At 44.5% G+C, this 18,777-nt stretch carries 15 protein-coding genes; 4 read left to right on the forward strand and 11 right to left on the reverse strand.

Annotation, left to right across the window (positions count from 1 at the left end; genetic code table 11):
* The first annotated feature begins 139 nt into the window (after nucleotides 1-139).
* Together ppk1 and ABIO93_RS30475 are read left to right on the forward strand one after the other, a co-directional pair.
* Nucleotides 140-2,239 (forward strand): polyphosphate kinase 1, encoded by a 2,100-nt coding sequence (ppk1, locus tag ABIO93_RS30470; RefSeq protein WP_348073813.1) that lies wholly within the window; start codon nucleotides 140-142, stop codon nucleotides 2,237-2,239.
* 205 nt (nucleotides 2,240-2,444) lie between these two features.
* Nucleotides 2,445-3,038: a TetR/AcrR family transcriptional regulator gene (locus ABIO93_RS30475; protein ID WP_348073814.1), complete on the forward strand. Its 594-nt coding sequence runs from the start codon at nucleotides 2,445-2,447 to the stop codon at nucleotides 3,036-3,038.
* Here ABIO93_RS30475 and epsC read toward each other — a convergent pair.
* On the reverse strand, nucleotides 3,031-3,861 hold the full coding sequence (epsC, locus tag ABIO93_RS30480) for a serine O-acetyltransferase EpsC (RefSeq protein ID WP_348073815.1): 831 nt from the start codon (nucleotides 3,859-3,861) through the stop codon (nucleotides 3,031-3,033). The genes ABIO93_RS30475 and epsC overlap by 8 nt on opposite strands.
* Before the next feature lie 194 nt (nucleotides 3,862-4,055).
* Here epsC and ABIO93_RS30485 point away from each other — a divergent pair, with 194 nt between their 5' ends.
* A complete protein-coding gene (locus tag ABIO93_RS30485; protein WP_348073816.1) occupies nucleotides 4,056-4,949 on the forward strand; it encodes an alpha/beta hydrolase in 894 nt (297 codons plus the stop codon).
* A gap of 10 nt (nucleotides 4,950-4,959) precedes the next feature.
* On the opposite strand, the gene ABIO93_RS30490 is transcribed toward ABIO93_RS30485, so the two are convergent.
* Nucleotides 4,960-6,063, reverse strand: coding sequence for a T9SS type A sorting domain-containing protein (locus tag ABIO93_RS30490; protein WP_348073817.1), 1,104 nt, complete (start codon nucleotides 6,061-6,063; stop codon nucleotides 4,960-4,962).
* An 83-nt stretch (nucleotides 6,064-6,146) separates the two neighbouring features.
* Nucleotides 6,147-7,211: an isoaspartyl peptidase/L-asparaginase gene (locus tag ABIO93_RS30495; RefSeq protein ID WP_348073818.1), complete on the reverse strand. Its 1,065-nt coding sequence runs from the start codon at nucleotides 7,209-7,211 to the stop codon at nucleotides 6,147-6,149.
* Nucleotides 7,212-7,395: 184 nt separating this feature from the next.
* On the opposite strand from ABIO93_RS30495, the gene ABIO93_RS30500 reads away from it, so the two are divergent.
* Nucleotides 7,396-9,258, forward strand: coding sequence for a sugar-binding domain-containing protein (locus tag ABIO93_RS30500; protein WP_348073819.1), 1,863 nt, complete (start codon nucleotides 7,396-7,398; stop codon nucleotides 9,256-9,258).
* A gap of 191 nt (nucleotides 9,259-9,449) precedes the next feature.
* Here ABIO93_RS30500 and ABIO93_RS30505 read toward each other — a convergent pair whose 3' ends face one another.
* From ABIO93_RS30505 to ABIO93_RS30540, 8 genes are all read right to left on the reverse strand, one after another.
* Complete coding sequence (locus tag ABIO93_RS30505) at nucleotides 9,450-11,720, reverse strand: NADP-dependent malic enzyme (RefSeq protein WP_348073820.1); 2,271 nt, start codon at nucleotides 11,718-11,720, stop codon at nucleotides 9,450-9,452.
* 95 nt (nucleotides 11,721-11,815) lie between these two features.
* On the reverse strand, nucleotides 11,816-13,024 hold the full coding sequence (locus ABIO93_RS30510; RefSeq protein WP_348073821.1) for an MraY family glycosyltransferase: 1,209 nt from the start codon (nucleotides 13,022-13,024) through the stop codon (nucleotides 11,816-11,818).
* A gap of 147 nt (nucleotides 13,025-13,171) precedes the next feature.
* Nucleotides 13,172-13,915 carry a glycosyltransferase family 2 protein gene (locus ABIO93_RS30515; protein ID WP_348073822.1) on the reverse strand — a complete coding sequence of 248 codons (744 nt, stop codon included), beginning with the start codon at nucleotides 13,913-13,915 and terminating at the stop codon, nucleotides 13,172-13,174.
* Nucleotides 13,912-14,478 carry a WcaF family extracellular polysaccharide biosynthesis acetyltransferase gene (locus tag ABIO93_RS30520; RefSeq protein WP_348073823.1) on the reverse strand — a complete coding sequence of 189 codons (567 nt, stop codon included), beginning with the start codon at nucleotides 14,476-14,478 and terminating at the stop codon, nucleotides 13,912-13,914. Before ABIO93_RS30520 ends, ABIO93_RS30515 begins: the two co-directional genes overlap by 4 nt.
* Nucleotides 14,435-15,361 carry a glycosyltransferase family 2 protein gene (locus tag ABIO93_RS30525; protein ID WP_348073824.1) on the reverse strand — a complete coding sequence of 309 codons (927 nt, stop codon included), beginning with the start codon at nucleotides 15,359-15,361 and terminating at the stop codon, nucleotides 14,435-14,437. The genes ABIO93_RS30520 and ABIO93_RS30525 overlap by 44 nt, the downstream gene beginning before the upstream one ends.
* 49 nt (nucleotides 15,362-15,410) lie before the next feature.
* Nucleotides 15,411-16,568 (reverse strand): glycosyltransferase, encoded by a 1,158-nt coding sequence (locus tag ABIO93_RS30530; RefSeq protein ID WP_348073825.1) that lies wholly within the window; start codon nucleotides 16,566-16,568, stop codon nucleotides 15,411-15,413.
* A gap of 41 nt (nucleotides 16,569-16,609) precedes the next feature.
* Nucleotides 16,610-17,749 carry a glycosyltransferase family 4 protein gene (locus ABIO93_RS30535; RefSeq protein ID WP_348073826.1) on the reverse strand — a complete coding sequence of 380 codons (1,140 nt, stop codon included), beginning with the start codon at nucleotides 17,747-17,749 and terminating at the stop codon, nucleotides 16,610-16,612.
* Nucleotides 17,750-18,757, reverse strand: a complete 1,008-nt coding sequence (locus tag ABIO93_RS30540) for a hypothetical protein (RefSeq protein WP_348073827.1) — start codon at nucleotides 18,755-18,757, stop codon at nucleotides 17,750-17,752.
* Nucleotides 18,758-18,777 lie beyond the last annotated feature (20 nt).

An 18,777-nucleotide genomic window follows, 5' to 3' on the forward strand; every position in this document is an offset into this window, starting at 1 on the left:
TAATTGTATTAAGAATTTGAATGAAGATATAACAACGAACGCTTATCGTACGTGGTTAATTTTGTGTCGCAAAGTTATATCCTTACCCGCCAAATGTATTTATATTGTAACAAAATTAGAATCTTTTTCACCACACTCAATGATTGATGTTTCCTATCCCTACTTCGATCCAAATTTAAGCTGGCTCTCCAATAATTACAGACTATTGCTCGAAGCGAAGGATGAAACCGTACCCGTTAGGGAGCGTCTGCGTTTTCTGGGAATTTATGCCTACCAAACCAAGGAATTTTTCCGGGTACGTATTCCAAGTTTGTTGGCTATGGGCGAGGTTAGCAATGATATCCGTGTCAAGTTGAACCTTTTTCCTGAATCGCTTCTGGAACACGTCTATGAAACGGTCGAAAATCAGCTGCGCGAATTCAACGACATCTTACTTTCTGGTATTTTACCCGCGCTGGCCGATCAGGGCGTTCACCTTTACTATCGGCAGGCCTTTGCAGCCGAGCATTCTGCATTCCTGCGTAAATTTTTCGTCGACAAGCTGTTCCGTTATTTACAACCTGTTTTCATGGACAGCCGTCGCAGTTCGAAGATGCCATTTTTTGAATCCAGGCAGCTTTATTTGGTTGTCAGGCTGCAACTTAAAGAGGATGCTGATGAGGATTGGTATGCTACGGTGAATGTGCCTTCCGAAGCGTATGGTCGCTTCGTCGAACTGCCTGAATGGGATGGGAAAAGGCATGTTGCATTTCTGGAAGACGTGATCCGTGAAAACATGGGGTTATTATTTCCGGGCTATACAGTTCTTGAAAGCTACACCATTCGGGTAGAACGGGAAACGGAATTAGCGGTGGAAGATGAGTACCCGATGCAGATTACACAACGGATTCTGAAACAGCTTGAAAAAAGGAACTTTATACAGCCGTCGCAGTATTTTTACGAATCAGGCATGCCGCTTTTTATGCGGGAATACCTGGCGGGCAAGGCTGCCATACCGATGAGCGAGTTTCATGAGCGCGGACATTATATATGTATGCAGGACCTGGTCAAATTTCCTGTTTTGTCCCGGCGCCTGGACTATCCCTACCAAAGGCCGGTACAGAATCCGGACTTCGATGAGACAACCTCTGTCTTTGAATCTATTCAAAAAGCAGATCAGCTGCTGCATCTGCCCTACCAATCCTATGAGCCGATTGTTCGGTTTTTTAATGAGGCGGCCATTGATCCGCATGTGAGGGAAATACATGTTTCACTCTATAAAATTAGTCCCAATTCATTTATTCTCAATTCATTGATCAGCGCATCAAGAAATGGGAAACGGGTAACTACCTATGTTGAACTAAATACCAAACTGGACATTCAACAGAATTTGCAATGGTCAAAAAAGATGCGGGATGCAGGGGTGAAGATCATTCTAAGTGTTCCCGGATTGAAGGTTCATGCAAAAATGGCCCTGGTTAAACGAAAGGTTCAAAAGGGGTGGGAGCGTTACGCTTTTTTAGGAACCGGTGGTTTTTACAGGCTTACCAGCCGGGAGATCGTAGACCATGCGCTGCTAACCAGCCACCGCGAGCTGACCAATGAGCTGGAACTTCTGTTTGGTTATTTGTCAACCCAGGATGAGCCTAAGAAATATAAGTACCTGCCGTTTAACTTCTTGCAGGTAACACAGTTTACGCTCCAAAAAAGACTCCTGGATTTGATTGATCGCGAAATTGCCAATTGCAATGCAGGTCTGAAATCATTTATAACCATTAAAATAAATCAGTTGCAGGACCATATTCTCATTGATAAGCTATATCAGGCCGGCCAAATGGGAGTTCCCGTGCATGTGATCGTGAGCGAAAGCTGTGGACTGATCTCCGGTTTACCATCGATCAGTGATAACATTACGATCAGCCGGCACGTGGACCGGTATATTGAAAACACACGTATTTTTCATTTTGCTAACCGGGGCAATGATGAGATTTTCCTATCATCCTGCGACTGGACGCATCGTAACCTGCACCGGCGGATTGATATTTGTTTTCCAATATTGGATGAGTCATTGAAAAATCAGATGCGGATGGTGCTCAGAAATTACGCAAACGACAATCAAAAATCTGTGCGGCTCGACCTGTATCAGAATAACTTACGCATTACCGACGAGTCGCGCGGCAAAGTAAGGGCACAGGATGCGAATTACAGGCTAGTGGAAAAAATAGAGAAAAATGGATCCACCAGAAAGGTAGATCATTAACATTTTTGACGGTTAAAAAAAATTTTCTAACACTAAAATTTTATAATCAGCCGTCAGATTTCATGAACGCAGTTTGTGAAAAAAAATAAAAAAGTTAAGCAAAATTTTTGCTGGTGAGGGGCGAAATGCCCTTGAGCCGTATGGAGTATATCATTATATTTGAGAGCATAACATTCTGACTCAATCATAAAAGACACATTGTAGCATGGGAATAGTAGAGCGAAGAGAGCGGCTTAGAATACAGGTTCGTTCAGATATCGTTAAGACAGCCAAGGAGATCGCTCGTGAAGACGGGTGGACCGCTGTTTCGATTCGCAAAATTGCTGAGGTGATTGAATACAGTCCGCCAATCCTGTACGAATATTTCGAAAGTAAAGACAAACTTCTGGAAGCAATCCGCATTGAAGGTTTCGATTACCTGCAATCAGAATTTGTCAAAATAAAAGGGCATTTCAGTAATCCCCAGAAACAACTGGTGGAAGTTGCGCAGAGCATATGGCATTTTGCCGTTGAGAATCCCGAAGTCTTTCAGGTCATGTTTAACCTGGAAGGTGCATACTGTGATTCCAAGAGAGTTTACTCTGAGGCAATGAGTATCAAAGGTAATCCGGTCTGGGAAATGATCGCAGGCCTGCGCCCGAAATCAGGCGAGGCTGTAACCAAGACTTATTATGAATGGTGGTGTTTAACCTATGGTTTCATCAGCATTACGATGACTACTCAACCACGTTATGCCTTCCCACAGGCAGAACCCGTTTACATGGAGGGTGTCCGGAGATTTATCCGGAGCATTATGTAAGAGGCAGAGGTTGCTGGCGTATCTCTATTTTGCTTTGGTGATATACCTGCGAAAATGGAGGTACGCTTCTTACTAACCAAGCATTGCCGCCAATAATCGAATCATGACCGATGACGGTCTCTCCTCCCAGAATAGTTGCGTTGGCATAAACTACCACATTGTCTTCAATAGTGGGGTGTCGCTTGCGCGATGCGAGCGACTTTGAAACATGGGTAGCACCCAGCGTTACGCCCTGGTACAATTTTACATTATTGCCAATGTGCGTCGTCTCTCCAACTACTACTCCCGTCCCGTGATCGATAAAAAATGAATGGCCTATGACCGCATTGGGATGAATATCTATCCCAGTCTGGCTGTGGGCATATTCTGTGAGCATCCGAGGTAGCAGTGGTATACCGCTTTTAGCAAAAGAATGCGCAAAGCGATAGGTCGCAATGGCCATAAAGCCGGGATAAACCGCAATAACTTCTTCAATGCCTACCGATGCAGGATCATTATCCGTGATAGATTTGGCGTCCATCAAAAGATCTTCGTAGATACCGGGGATTTGTGAAAAAACCTGATCCAGAATGTCTTCTTTATCTCTGTCCAGCTGTGGAAGCATGGGTTGTAGCATGCAGTCCAGACTGTGGCGTAAGTCAGCATATTTTGCAGCTAGATCCTTCGATGGGCAACTAGGGCAATCCTGACTGATCGGGAATAAAAAATTAATCAGGTCTTTAATGAATTTACCAGCATCCTGTCGGGAAGGCAATTTGTATTTGTATCTCTCATTCTGCTTGTCCAGACGCTGAAAGAATAGTTCTTGGTGGTTGGCTGTCATTAAATGTAGAAGTTAGACAATAAAGTCAATTTATAGCTGGCATCCCTTTTTTACTGAACACAGAAACGGACGGAAAAATTTAATTCGTGCTGTTTCGTTGAAAAATCGCTCAGCCTTTTCACTTTAAGAGTGATTTTCTCGTATATTGAAATATCCTGTGAATTTATGAAATAGAGTAACATTCTCTAAAGTATATGTTAAGTTTTAAATTCCTTCGGTCGTTTGTATTGGTCCTTTTTTTGTCGGCTTCACTAAGTTCGTGCTTTTCGAGGTATATCATATCAGCCAAACAGGTCAGAAAACATTATGCTTTAAAGAAGATAAAGCCTACTGAACAGATCATCAAAAACGATACGCTCTCACTTTGCATTGCCAGTGTGGGTGCCGATACGCTTCCTATGCTACTCCTTATTCACGGGGCACCAGGTTCGCTTTGGGGCTATATGAATCTGATGGACGACGAAGATCTGCAAAAGCATTTCCATATTGTCTCTGTTGATAGGGTAGGTTATGGAAAATCACGATTGAAAAAACGCAGGTTTGTAACTTCCATCGCTACCCAGGCCAATGCATTGCTTCCCGTATTCAACCTCAATAAAAGCGCCGAAAAGGTCACTGTTCTGGGGCGTTCTTATGGCGCGCCCATTGCAGCCAAGCTGGTATCAATGGTTCCTGAAAAAGTGAAGGAATTGATTATGGTTTCGCCCGTTATTGATCCTGAAAAAGAGAAATTTTACTGGTTTTCCAAATGGGGCCGCAATTCTTTTATTCAGCTGTTTCTGCCCGGAGAATTCAATACCGCTACTGCCGAAAAATATAGTCATTCCGAAGAGTTGAAAAAACTGCTTCCTGTGTGGCAAAATCTTCAAATTCCCACCACAGTTATCCAGGGTGGTAATGACTGGATCGCCGATCCTTCGAACATTGATTTCGCCAAAAAGCATATCCGCAGTAAACGGGCGCAATATATTTTCCTACACAATGCGGGCCATATGATCACCTACACGCATTTGGCGATGATTAAAGAAATGCTACTGAAAAGTCAGCTCTTCCAGGAAAAAATTACCTCTGTGGATTTGAGACAGTAGCGACTGGTGCTTAATGAAGTATTTTCTGAGTCACCGAATGAACCGAATTGTCTGCCCGGATCATATAAATCCCGTGGTTCAGATTCCGCACATCGAATTCCTCCTGAACCAGAATGACAGGAGACTTGCTGCTAATTTCCCTAATGACCCTACCTTTTATATCAATAAGCTGCAAACGAATTACAGCCCTTGTTTTGCTGTAAGCTTTTACGGTTACAAAGTCCTCCGAAGGGACAGGGTATGCTTCAACAGCCATCGAGACTTCTGGTGAATCAACGTTAGGCGCTGAGGTAATTAACCCTCCAAATTCCGAAGACTCGTAAGGCAAAACTTCCACCGTTTCGCCGGGACGGTCAACGACTGAGATTAAACCTTCCCGATAAGTTTCCGAGATAATGATACCATCCCGCCACTCGCTGACGACCATTGCGTATGCATAATTCCCAATCACTTCTGGCGCTTGCCAAACCAGTTTTTTCTTCAAAGCATCGACCTTAAAAACACCCGAACTGCTTATTTCATTAGGAAACAGATAAGTATGTTCCGCCATTCTGACACCGCAAGTTCCTGGTGACGCCTTGCTAAGCCTTGATACTTTAACAGTAATACTGTCCTGATCCTGCACAGCAGGCTTGAGATCAATCAAAAATTGCTGTCTCACACCGGCCTCAAATATAGGATACGGCATCACCGGCGTGTTGTTGGGTAACTGGGTATTAATAACGGTCCACAAAAAGATTGGTGTTTGTTCTGAATTTGGTAGATTAATTAGGCCTGAGGTACGATTTTGTATCGATACCGAGATCTGATAGGTTCCATTGGCTGGATAGGTATGCGTGCCCACATAATCGGAATAAATTACATTGGGGCTTCCGGGAACTATTCCTCCCGGAAGCCTGGAAAATTCCTTTGTGCTGCCATCACCAAAGCAAACCACCACGGTGGATTGCCCCGCACCTTCACCGACTTGGAGGTCAGAGTACAAGCGAACTTTAACATTATATGTTTGTGCGGAAACGTAAGAAGTCGAGATCTCGCCACCCTTGATGTGGGTTGCGTAGCACATTGGCGTGATCAGCAAAAGCAGGAGGATTATTCTGTAAACTGATTTCATATCGAAGAAAAGGAAGCCGTAAGTTCTGTGTTGAAATCAGAACGTCCGGGGGATCCTTTTTTGTATGACTTTTCACGAAGAAATCAGTCTTTATATATCAATACTTCGCTTTTTCCATCACTTTTAATGTAGCCCCTGTACATTCCCTCGCTGTTGAATGGCATGGCCACATTTCCATTGCGGTCCAATGCGATTACGCCACCTTCGCCACCCCGCTCCACCAGTTTTTTCATGACTACTTCATTAGCAGCGTCTTGAAGGGACAAACCTTTATATTCCATCAATGCAGAGATGTCGTAAGCCACTACCGACCTGATGAAATACTCGCCATGGCCCGTGGCAGACACAGCGCAGGTAGCATTATTGGCATACGTTCCAGCCCCGATAATTGGCGCGTCACCGATACGGCCATATTTTTTATTGGTCATTCCGCCGGTAGAGGTGCCTGCCGCCAGGTTACCAAACTGATCCAGTGCGACACATCCCACCGTACCGAATTTTTTACCTTCAGTGAAAATGAGCTCACTTTTGTCCAGGAAACCTGTTTTAGGGGTTTTCTGGACCTCTTTCTCTTCCTTTGCGTCGTGGTCCAGCTCTGTCTTTTCTTCTTCTTTCGCTCTCAGTAATGCTTTATACCTTGCCTCGGTGTAAAAGTAAGAGGGGTCTACTATTTGGAGACCCTGGTCTTTGGCGAATTTTTCCGCCCCTTTGCCAGCCATCATCACATGCGGTGATTTCTCCATGACAGCAATGGCCGTACTGATCGGGTTTTTAATGGTCGTAACACCTGCGATCGCACCGGCTTTCAATGTCTTGCCTTCCATAATAGAGGCATCCATCTCGTTTTTTCCTTCGCTGGTAAATACTGCACCTTTTCCCGCATTGAACAATGGAGAATCTTCCATGACGTGAATGGTAGCTTCCACCGCCTGAACGCTGGTACCTCCTTTTTTTAAAACCTGATAACCTTTTTGTAAAGCAATGTTGAGCACTTCCTTGTATGCTTTTTCACGCTCGGGAGTCATGTTCGCCCGCGTGATGGTACCTGCGCCTCCGTGCAATACCAGGGTGATCTTGCTGGCATAATCCTGGGCGTACGTAGTAACGAAGCTAAATGAGGACAGGACAATGAGGCAGAGCTTTTTCATGATCTTGTAATTTGAGTGAGTCTTTCCAAAGCTAAGCACTAAACTTTAAATTTCCTTTACACCGTTCAAATAGAGTAGAAAACGTGTTTTTGACTAGTTGTGCTCATCATTTACGGCAGTAGAGGTGTCTGATGCGGTTCTTTTACTTTCATATAATTAATACGGTTTGTAACTAAAAATCCTGATGAAAAAAGTACTGCTTGGTTTAGGCGCTGTGTTGGGAACCGTCTGCGGCCAATCTTTTGCGCAAAAAACTGCGGAATGGAAATATGTGCAAGGTAAAATCGTGACGCCCTGGGCCGACAAAGTGACTGCTCAAAATCCACTTCCTGAGTATCCCAGACCCCAGCTTGTCAGGCAGAACTGGCAAAATATCAATGGCTTGTGGAACTATGCCATTGTACCCAAAAATGGGTCGGATACCAAACCAACAACATTTGACGGGAAAATCCTGGTGCCTTTTGCAGTCGAATCGGCTTTGTCCGGGGTAGGCAGAACTGTGGGGAAAGATAGTGCACTGTGGTACAACCGCTCGATTGATTTCGCTGTACCAAAATCGAAGGATCAGCGGGTACTGATTCACTTTGGCGCCGTCGATTGGAAATGTGATGTTTTCGTAAATGGCCAACCTGCCGGCTCCCATCAGGGTGGCTATGATCCCTTTACATTTGATATCACCAATTTGCTGATCAAGAAGAAGCCATTGGAAATCAGTGTCAGAGTCTGGGATCCTAGTAGCGACGGGCCTCAGCCGAGAGGAAAGCAGATCAAAAACCCACATGGTATCTGGTATACTCCTGTAACGGGCATCTGGCAGACGGTTTGGCTTGAAACGGTTCCGATAAGTTATGTTGCAGGAATTAAACAAACACCGGACATTGATAAGCAAACTGTGACTGTCCATACTGACATTAAAAGCGCAGGGCCGGCTGATAAAGTTAAAATCACCGCCTGGGACGGGGCAAATAAGGTAGCTGAGCAGGAAGTAGCCGCTGGTACCGATGCGGTTTTAACGATCAGTAATCCAAAACTCTGGTCACCGGATTCTCCCTTCTTATATGATCTCACTGTTACCATTGCCCGTAACGGCAAGGTGGTGGATGAGGTAAAGAGCTACTTCGCAATGCGTAAGATCTCTATGCAGCCGGATGCGAACGGCGTGCAGCGCATGTTGCTTAATAACAAATTTTTGTTTCAATATGGGCCGCTTGATCAAGGTTGGTGGCCTGACGGACTTTATACTGCGCCAACAGACGAAGCATTGAAATTTGACATTGTTAAAACCAAGGAAATGGGTTTTAATATGATCAGAAAACACGTGAAAGTAGAACCGGCAAGGTGGTACCGGTATTGCGATGAACTGGGTATGCTGGTTTGGCAGGATATGCCAAGCGGTGATCTGGGAAATAACTGGGAACAGCGTCCGGGAATCACCGGTGCAGAAACCGACAAAGACCGTACGCCAGAGTCAGAAAACATTTATAAAACCGAATGGAAGGCGATTATGGATGCCAATTATCACTTTCCATCTATTGTCGTTTGGGTACCATTTAATGAGGCCTGGGGGCAATTTAAGACAGAGGAAATCACAAACTGGACCATGCAATATGATCCCAGCAGGCTTGTGAACAGTGCGAGTGGGGGTAATTTTCATCCGGTAGGACACATTATCGACATGCATAATTATCCTGCACCGGTGATGCCTAAACCTGAGATTTTTGGAGCAAAGCAAATCATCGTTCTGGGTGAATTTGGAGGCCTGGGCTTACCGGTTGATCAGCATACCTGGCAGCAAAAAGATAACTGGGGATACCAGAGTTTTAAGAATCCGGATGAGCTCTACAAACGCTATGAATCGTTTATCGAAAGGTTCGAACCTTTGATCAAAAAGGGATTATCGGCCGCCGTTTATACGCAAACAACCGATGTAGAAGTAGAAATCAATGGTCTGATGACCTATGACCGGAAAGTAGTGAAGCTGCCGGAAGCTAAATTGAAACAAATTCACCTGCCACTATATAATCCGGCTTGGGTGAAGTTGAAGTAATGTATTAATTGAAGCTGACCTCTTTGTCATATTGAGTTAACCACTTTGTGACTTCAAACTAACCTTTGTCACAAGGAGCGCAGTCGAAATGCGCTACAACCAGGAAGTAACGCATTTCGACTCCGCTCAATGTGACAAGTTGTTATTATCAATGTGACAAGTTGTTATTATCAATGTCACATCATTCAGAATCAATGCTTCATCTGCGCTTCTACCACGGCAATTGCAACCATATTGACAATCTCACGAACAGAGCTACCTAGCTGTAAAACGTGAACTGGTTTTTTCATACCCAACAATATCGGCCCGATCGTTTCCAGTTCAGCTGCTTCCTTTAACAAGTTGTATGCGATATTACTAGCGGAAAGATTTGGGAAAATCAATGTATTGGCACCGCCATCAACCAGATCACTAAAAGGATGGTTTTCCTTTAAAAGCGTTGTGTTGAAAGCCAAATGCGCCTGCATTTCTCCTTCTACAAGCATGGTCGGGTTACGTTTTTTAAGAATCGCAGTGGCTTCACGCATTTTCTCGGCATCCGTTCCGCCTGCGCTACCGTAATTGGCATAAGTGAGCAGTGCAATGCGTGGATGAATGTTAAATCTCTCGACAGCTTTTGCCGTCAGTTCGGTGATTTCAACAATTTCATCTACGGTGGGATCCAGGTTTACGGTTGTATCGGAGAAAAAAAGCGGACCTTTTGGAGTAAGCAAAATGTACATACCTGCCACTTTATTCACGCCAGGACCCTTACCAATCACTTGCAATGCCGGACGTATGGTGTCGGGATAAGTTCGCGTTAGCCCGGAGATGAGTGCATCGGCCTCGCCCGTTTCCACCATCATAGAACCGAAATAGCTCCTAAAATAAACTGACCTGTGTGCCTCGATAGGTGTTAAGCCCTTCCTTTTACGCTTTTCGTACAATGCGTTCGCATACCTGTCGATCGTATGCGCATTCTCCTCTGCACGCGGATCGACGATCGCAACGTCTGACAGATCCAGCTTACTTTCGGCGATCATCTTTTGAATGGTTTCCTTGCTACCCAGCAAAATCGGAATAGCAATTCCTTCATCACGTACTTGTTGTGCTGCTCGCAGCACTTGAATGTTCTCAGCATCTGCGAAAACCACTCTTTTCGGAGCAAGTTTCGCCTTATTGAGAATTACGCGGGAAATCTGTTCATTGCGTCCCAAGCGGCTGGATAATTCCTGCTCGTAAGCGTCCCAGTCTGTAATAATTTTCCGGGCTACACCAGTTGCAATCGCTGCTTTCGCAACAGCAGGAGCAACAGTGGTCAGCAAGCGCGGATCCACGGGTTTTGGAATAATATAATTTTTACCAAAAACAATATTGGTCTCATTATAAGCCAGATTGACAATGTCCGGTACGGGCTTGGTGGCCAAATCAGCCAGCGCGTGAACTGCTGCAAGCTTCATTTCTTCGTTGATCTCTGTCGCACGTACATCCAGGGCGCCCCTGAATATATAAGGAAAGCCAAGCACATTGTTGACCTGATTAGGATAATCGGAGCGGCCAGTTGCCATGATAACATCCTCACGGGCTTCTACTGCATCAGGATAGGGTATTTCGGGATTAGGGTTAGCCATGGCCAGAACAATGGGGTCCTTAGCCATTGATTTCACCATATCTTTGGAAACGATGTCTGCTGTGGAAAGGCCCAGGAACAAATCGGCACCTATCATGGCTTCTTCCAGGGAAGCGTAAGCCACCTCAGTTGCAAACTGTTTCTTCATTTCAGTGAGATCAGTCCGGCCATTGTGAATGTGGCCTTTGGTATCAAACATGGCAATGTTCTTGGGATTGGCTCCAAGGGAAAGGTATAGTTTGGTACAGGAAACAGCAGAGGCACCTGCCCCCGAAACAACCACACGAATGTCATTGATATCTTTTTTGACCAATTTCAATGCATTCAGCATCGCTGCCGCACTGATGATCGCAGTACCATGCTGGTCATCGTGCATGACCGGAATGCTCAGCTCTTTTTTAAGTCGCGACTCAATTTCGAAACACTCAGGGGCTTTGATATCTTCGAGGTTAATGCCCCCAAAAGTCGGTTCCAGGATCTTAACAGTCCTGACAAATTCATCAACATCTTTGGTATTGAGTTCAATATCAAAAACATCAATGTCTGCATATATTTTAAAGAGGAGTCCTTTGCCTTCCATAACGGGTTTGGAAGCTTCCGGGCCGATATCACCTAGCCCCAAAACGGCTGTCCCGTTACTGATTACAGCGACCAGATTTCCTTTGGCAGTGTACAGATAGGCATTTTCAACATTTTCAGCAATTTCCAGACAAGGCTCCGCTACTCCGGGAGAGTATGCGAGTGATAAATCGCGTTGCGTGCTGGTTTCTTTGGTAGGAATCACCTGAATTTTACCAGGCCTACCCTTGGAATGGTAGTATAGGGCGTCCTCTTTTCTGATCTTTTTATTCATACCGTTTAGACAATGATTTCGTGCTAAGGTACAAACAATCGATACAAGGCCATGAAATTTACTGTGGTATTAACAGTAAAATCATCCGATATTTTTTAAAAATCTCTGAGTACTTTATTGGAAGAAGAAACGTCATCATCATTAAAGGAAGGACTTTTAACCAGCTTCTTTCTCTCTTTTACTGTGACGATTCTCTTCTTTAAAAAATGAGCAAATACCATGTACAGACCAAACAGCGCTATGTAAATGTACAGGGAAGCGGTGTTGGTAATGTTACCATGAAACGTAAAGAACAAGGCAGTATTCAGGATCGTAACCATCCACAATGAAAACGCTGCCCAGAAATGGTTCAGGCCGTTATCGATCAGGATATGGTGCATGTGGTTGCGGTCTGCAACGAATGGTGACCCTCCTTTGAAAATTCTGACGATGAAAACGCGCAGTGTATCAAAAATAGGAACGATCAGCAAAACCATTACAATGATCGGTGCATTAAAGTATGCGTTCGGATCATGCAGGTACCCCACATTCAGCGATAGAAATTCAACAGAGAATATGGAAAGCAGATAACCCACGATCAATGAGCCGGTGTCTCCCATGAAGATTTTGCTGGTCTTCGAGAAATTAAAACGAAGGAAACCCAGTAACGAACCCGACATGGCAAATGCAAGACAGCCAAACGAGAAGTGGTCATTGAGGATAAACCATATCCCAAAGCCCAGTCCGGCAATCAGGCTGATACCCCCGGCGAGCCCGTCGATACCATCGATCAGATTGATCGCATTGATGATAGCGATGAAAATAAAGACAGTCAGTGGAATGCTGATAAAATCCGAAACCTGGTGAATTCCGAAGATACCGTAAAAATTATCAACTTTAAAGTTCCCCATCGCCACCAGTATCAGCGAAGCGAAAATTTGGATAATCAGCTTCTTGGTTGGGTCAACGGCCAAAATATCATCTTTAATGCCCAGAAAAAACAGAATGATCACACCTGTCATTGCCAGGCTGATCAGGTTGGAATCCAGTATGTTTTCAGAATGGGGCCAAAGGAAATAGGCAATTAATGTAGCTGCGAAGATGGCGATTCCGCCCAATGTAGGTGTTTCTGTTTCATGTGAACTTCTAAAACCCGGCTTAGCTGTCAAGTGTAAAAGGTTCGACAGATTAATGATAATGGGAATCGAGATGATGGAGAGGAAACAGGCAATCAGAAAGGAAAGGAGGCATTGATAAACATCATGGTGAATGATGTTGCTGAAGTTCCCTTCACTTAGGATCTGTAGAGGTAGTTGTAATTTCATAGTGTCTGCCAATGTATATGAAGTGTTATAACATTGTTAGGGAGTTATCCTAACCAAAAGTCGTAATTTAAATCAATATTAGGAATATGTAAATAGCTGAATATCAAAATATTTATTATCCGGCCTGGATGCATTTGAGCCGGTTATTTAGATAAACTGAACAATTTTTCTCAACGGTTTTAGCCACAAAGTGTAAAATCTGGGTGTTAAATTATTTGTCTTCCAGGCTTTTAAATCATTTCGGTTGGCCGCAATTCGGTTGCGTAAAGTACTGTTACTAACCCCTCCGATTCTCATCTTGACCAAAACTTTTGGAAGATAAGCGACTTTGATGCCTTCCTTATGAATGAACCGTAACATCAGCTCATAGTCTGCTGCACTTCCAAGGTCGAGCCTGAACTTTCCAAAGTGTTCGTAAACCTCCTTTTTTACAAAAAAAGTAGGATGTGGTGGCATCCAGCCATTCAAAAACGCACCCTTTTGATAGTCACCAGAAATCCATTTCCTCTTAACGACCGTTTCGTCTACCGAATCCACGTACTCCAGATCCCCATAACAACCCTGAAAATCACCGGCTGATATCGCTGCCACCATTTCACTGATCACTGTGCGGCTGGCGTAAAAATCATCTGCATTCAGAATACCAATAATATCACCTGTTGCTAATTGTATGCCTTTGTTCATGGCATCATAGATTCCGGCATCAGGCTCACTGATAAATCTGGTCACTTGATCCCCATAAGACTGAACCACAGCCTGCGTACCATCTTTCGAATTACCGTCGATTACAATGTATTCGATCAGCGGATAATCCTGGTCTTTTACAGAATCAATACACTGGCGAATGGTTTGGACGCCATTAAAAACTACGGTCAGTATGCTTACTTTCAACTGGTTATATTTCTCGTTTTAATGTATTTGGCTGGATTTCCCTGATAAATTCCATAGGCTTCCAGATTAGTCGTTGCGACCGAATTCACAGTCAGCACCGCATGAGAACCAACTTGTACTCCCGGGCAGACCGTCGCTTTCGCTCCGATCCAGGCGCCTTTTTCAATCGTTATGCCCTTGACAATCAGATCAAAAGTGCTCTTGGTATAATTGTGATTGCCGGTCAGCAGCAGGCAACCCTGCGATAAACAGACATCTGATTCAATTGTCACCAAAGTGAGGTTGTCGATCCACACATTTTCACCTATCCAGACATGGTCTTGGATATCCAAAAACCATGGGTATTTAATATTCACTTTTGGTTTGATCACCACATTTAAACCCACCTTCGCTCCAAAAATCTTCAAAAGCCATACCTTTAAAAAAGAAGGATAGGGTAGATACGTATTGATGAACATCCGGCAGGTCAGGTACCAAAAAAGCTGCTTCACAAAGCCTCCTGGCTGGTACCAGCTGTTATCATACCCGGACAGATTGGTTTGGGCTTTTGAGGTCTTTTCCATATTCTGTCCTGAAATGTGAAATGATGCTTTCCTTGCTTGTTCCAACTTTGAAGTAAACTTCGTAAATCTTTGCGTCCACCAGGAAGCGGTACCAGAATCCCTGAAGAAAATGCCAGATCAGCCCCTTTTTGCCATCCAGAAAACCACCTTTTAAAAAATACCTGTAAAAAAAGTAGATAAATGGACGGGTGAACAAGGGCATGCTCGCGTACTTAATCTTCAGAAAACGTGTGCGCTGCTCCTGACTTCCCCAAAAGCTGGGCTCAACAGTCTCTTTACTATCAAAATTATATTTTATATTCAATAAATCGATTACCTCCCGTATTGCATAATTGTTATGCTTTTGCGTCCACCAGGTCAGGTTATTGAGGTTGTGATCCACAATATCATGCTGTAACTGAGCGGTAGTACCGCTGCTGAGCTTAATGTGCTCATCCATCCAGAGCTCTTCGCATGTCCCCAGTCCGCGACGCCAGAGCCTTAGCAGCCAGATCGGGTAATAACCGCCCCGCCTGATCCATTTATCCATAAAGATGACGCGTCTTTTGACATATAATCCCGACACGTCGCCAGCAATTCCTTGTAAGGAGTTGGAAAGTTCTGCTGCGAGATCGGACGTAATGTATTCATCGGCGTCCATCCTCATTAGCCACGTGGTTTTGAAAGGATTGTTCTCAATGCCAAAATTGAACTGAAAAGCGTAGGAGACCCAGGGATTTTGAATGACGGCAGCGCCGAGGCTTTCTGCAATTGCAACTGTATCGTCTGTGGAAAATGAATCAACGATAAAGATCTTATCCGTTACCTGAAGCAGGCTCTTAATGCAACGTGCAATGTGCTTGGATTCGTTGTGTGTTAAAATGATGACGGATAAATCAATCATACCCAGGGGAAAACGGTAAATCGTTTTCGTTTGATCGGTTACTTGATGTTCAAAGATAATTAGTTTTTTTAATTTTCTTGTATTCTTCTAATAATTGATTGGCTACCGTTTTGATGTCAAAGTTTTCGGTTACCATCTTGTAGGCACGATTTGATAGTTCGACAGCGTAGATTTTATCTTGTAATATTTTAAGAAGTCCATCAGCTACGCCATCGCTGGTCAACGGTGTGAGATACGCCGCATCATACCGTTTGATGTAGTCGCCAAAGCCAACGCGATCGGAAACAAGGGCGGTAACCCTGGAAGTCATCGCTTCCAGAACCGCGATAGAAAACCCTTCGGAATAGGATGGGAGTACAAAAAGATCCGCATCGGCCAGTGCCTCTTTCTTGCGGGTATCGGTAAGCATACCAACCAGTTTTATACGGTCGCCAAGGTTATTTTTTTTGATAAAATCCTCGGTTTCCGTCTGGTACCCATCATCGGGCCCAGCCAGCACGAGAATGGCATTGGGTAGCTGCTCGTGTATCTTTTTGAATGCCGGAAGCAGCAGGTCGAGGCCTTTTTTAATGTTAAGCCTGCCCATGAAGAGCACCATTTGCTGATCAGTACTAATGCCATGTTGGGCTCGAAACATGCCTTTTGCTGGCAAATTTTCATACTCGGCGAGCTTCATACCATTGGGCACGATGACCATGTTTTTCGGCCGGTAACCCAGGTAACGAATGACATCTTCCTCTTCATCCGTATTATTGATCTGGATCAGGTCTGCTTTTCCCAAGAGACGTTTTTGGTAAAGCAGTGTGACGATCTGCTTCTTCCATTTGCTATGTGCTACCGCCCATTTATCCAAAAGACCATGAATGGTGATCACTTTTACGGCTTTATTAGGAATTAAAAAAGGTGCCAGGCTTCCAAAATGCCAGATACCATGCATGTGGATCACATCATATTCATGGATATGTTTCTTCAAATACTGATACATATCAATGGAGAACTCACGATAAATGTTGCTTAACGGCGTCGTGCGGGCGCATTCGATCAGCCGCGCACCTTCGGGTACGGGATACATTTTCTCACCGGGCGTCATCGGGCTCAGAATGTCGACCTGGTGGCCCTGCCTGACGACCTCGGTGGTGTGGTCATAAATGATCCTGGCCGGTCCGCCGATTGCCCAGGTGTAAGCACATATATTTAAAATTCGCATATTCTGCATTCAATTTCTGAGACGAAAGCACATGGTAGTCACTAGCTGGCCTGCTCTAATTTTTGATAACACTTCACCATTTGCAAAGCAACCTTGCCTGATGAAAACGGGGCGATTAGTGCCAAAGACTCTTTGCCCATTGGCGTGATATCGTAGGTGTGCCGGATAAAAAAGTCCATTGCCTTTTCCAGCTCTGATTGGTTTTCGGGGTCAAATGTAAAACCATTCACACCGTTTTTAACCAGATCTTCCGCGCATCCGCAAGTTTTGGAGACGATCACGGGCATGCCGCAAACCATCGCTTCATTGACTACCAAGCCCCAAGGCTCTGATTTACTGGGCAATATGAGCACATCACTTTTGGCCAGCCATTGCGGAACTTGATACCATGCAACGCCTCCCGCAAACTGAATTTTGGCTGTTACGCCCAATTCCTCCGCAAGTTTTGCAAGAGAACTTCTCGATGGACCGTCCCCAACCAAGAGCATTTCCCAGTTTTCACCCTGGATTTTGCTAAAAGCCCTGATCATGAGTTCAAGATTTTTTTCGGGTGCAAGCCTGCCTACATATATGAACCTTTTGACTCCGGTTTTTACGCCAATTTTTGCTCTGGACAGGTCATATTGTCCTTTGATGTATTCTTCATCAATGACGGCCGCTTTCCGGACTGCAATGTCGGAAGGTTTTACACCGAGGCTTTCCAGGTATTTTGCGGAGCTTTTACCAAAGCAAAAAAAAGCATTGGCCCGGCTCACAATGAATTTTTTGATCGATTCTTTGATGTTCGACCGGTTGTGATCCATGGAAGACGATTCAGAGGAAATGACCACTTTTACACCTTGTATTCTGGCATAAAACATGAGTAGTACCTGCGCCCAGTCGAAGTAGCCGGTGATATTAAGCACTGTTGGCCTGAATTGACGAAAGGCGGCAAACAATGCTTTCCGTCTTTCACCAAAAGCGACACTGTCCAGGCTGCGTTCGAATAAGACTTGATAAGGATATTGATAGCGGACCGTTTCGTCGCTTTGCATGACGCTTCGGCTCGCTTCGTATAAGGCAATCTGGACGACCAGAAAATCACTTTCCGGTTCATTTTCTTTCAAAGACCGGTTGATCTCGCTGAAAAGCCTGGATTTGTAATGCGCCCATAATTGGTTGTGAACAACAAGTACGCGCATTTATTTTTTGAGGTTAAGATATTCTTGAAATAATGGATAAAGATTGTCGGCCAGAAAGACTTGTCCGTTACTGTTAAAATGCACGACATCCATCTTGCGATAGTATTTCGGAGAAATATCATACCGGAATTCATTGATCAGGCGAATGTCTTTTTCTTTTGCATAACGGATAATCTCGTCTCCCTGATCATTGAAATGTCCCAGCTCGATCTCGGAAATTTCAGGATGTAGATAAATGAACATGGGCACCTTATTGTCCTTAGCCATTTGATAAATCTGCTCGTATCCAGGGTTGAACACCAGGCCTGGTTTGCGGATGCCGGCATCATTAAGCTCCTCTTTTTTAGTGGCATCTACCTGTACCGAATCGACCTTTGTTTTGGCAATGGTGGGTTCTTTGGCTACCTGCGGGCTAATGAAGAAAGAATCAAAGAAATAAAAGAACATCCAGCGATAGCGGTCCCAAAGCTCGTATAGGGCCACTTTGTATTGTTTGTCGGGCCAGCCGGGATCTTTTCCCACAGGACTTTCCGGCGACATGATATCGTGCGCGTCGTGACTGCTCGTTACAAGGCAGATCAGTTTGGCTTTAAACAGACCGTATTTTTTGAGGTAACCGGCAATGTTGTCCGGGCCCCACGATCCGGCAGAAATATTGAGTACCCGCACTCTCTGGCCAAAATCTTTCAGAAAACGTTTTTCAAGTAATGTGGAGGCCACGCTGTCCTGGTCGGTCAGGCTGCCACCATTGACAACCGAATCGCCAATCAGAAGAATTACCAAACTATCGGTCGGTAAAACCTCATCGTTTCGCATGGAGTAGCTATTAGTGCGGATCCTGTATCCGAAGCGTGTAACATCCTGATTGGGGGCAAAAATGTATTCAAAATCAGGGTCGGAAACGTAGAGCGGAGAATTACAGAAACCGTATTTTACTCTCAATACTACTTCGGCAATCCCGGCCAGAATAACAATCGCAATGAATGACTTATAAACGTATTTTAACATCGTGTGTAGTTCGGTGTCTG

Origin of the sequence: Dyadobacter sp. (genome assembly GCF_039919315.1) — a bacterium.
Classification (GTDB): Bacteria; Bacteroidota; Bacteroidia; order Cytophagales; family Spirosomataceae; genus Dyadobacter.

Bases quoted from the DNA above. Each gene is read 5' to 3' on its own strand.
- ABIO93_RS30530 (WP_348073825.1), bottom strand. From the start codon at position 16,568: ATGCGAATTTTAAATATATGTGCTTACACCTGGGCAATCGGCGGACCG.
- ABIO93_RS30490 (WP_348073817.1), bottom strand. From the start codon at position 6,063: ATGAAATCAGTTTACAGAATAATCCTCCTGCTTTTGCTGATCACGCCA.
- ABIO93_RS30505 (WP_348073820.1), bottom strand. From the start codon at position 11,720: ATGAATAAAAAGATCAGAAAAGAGGACGCCCTATACTACCATTCCAAG.
- ABIO93_RS30535 (WP_348073826.1), bottom strand. From the start codon at position 17,749: ATGCGCGTACTTGTTGTTCACAACCAATTATGGGCGCATTACAAATCC.
- ppk1 (WP_348073813.1), top strand. From the start codon at position 140: ATGATTGATGTTTCCTATCCCTACTTCGATCCAAATTTAAGCTGGCTC.
- ABIO93_RS30500 (WP_348073819.1), top strand. From the start codon at position 7,396: ATGAAAAAAGTACTGCTTGGTTTAGGCGCTGTGTTGGGAACCGTCTGC.
- ABIO93_RS30540 (WP_348073827.1), bottom strand. From the start codon at position 18,757: ATGTTAAAATACGTTTATAAGTCATTCATTGCGATTGTTATTCTGGCC.
- ABIO93_RS30520 (WP_348073823.1), bottom strand. From the start codon at position 14,478: ATGGAAAAGACCTCAAAAGCCCAAACCAATCTGTCCGGGTATGATAAC.
- ABIO93_RS30485 (WP_348073816.1), top strand. From the start codon at position 4,056: ATGTTAAGTTTTAAATTCCTTCGGTCGTTTGTATTGGTCCTTTTTTTG.
- ABIO93_RS30475 (WP_348073814.1), top strand. From the start codon at position 2,445: ATGGGAATAGTAGAGCGAAGAGAGCGGCTTAGAATACAGGTTCGTTCA.
- epsC (WP_348073815.1), bottom strand. From the start codon at position 3,861: ATGACAGCCAACCACCAAGAACTATTCTTTCAGCGTCTGGACAAGCAG.
- ABIO93_RS30510 (WP_348073821.1), bottom strand. From the start codon at position 13,024: ATGAAATTACAACTACCTCTACAGATCCTAAGTGAAGGGAACTTCAGC.
- ABIO93_RS30495 (WP_348073818.1), bottom strand. From the start codon at position 7,211: ATGAAAAAGCTCTGCCTCATTGTCCTGTCCTCATTTAGCTTCGTTACT.
- ABIO93_RS30525 (WP_348073824.1), bottom strand. From the start codon at position 15,361: ATGATTGATTTATCCGTCATCATTTTAACACACAACGAATCCAAGCAC.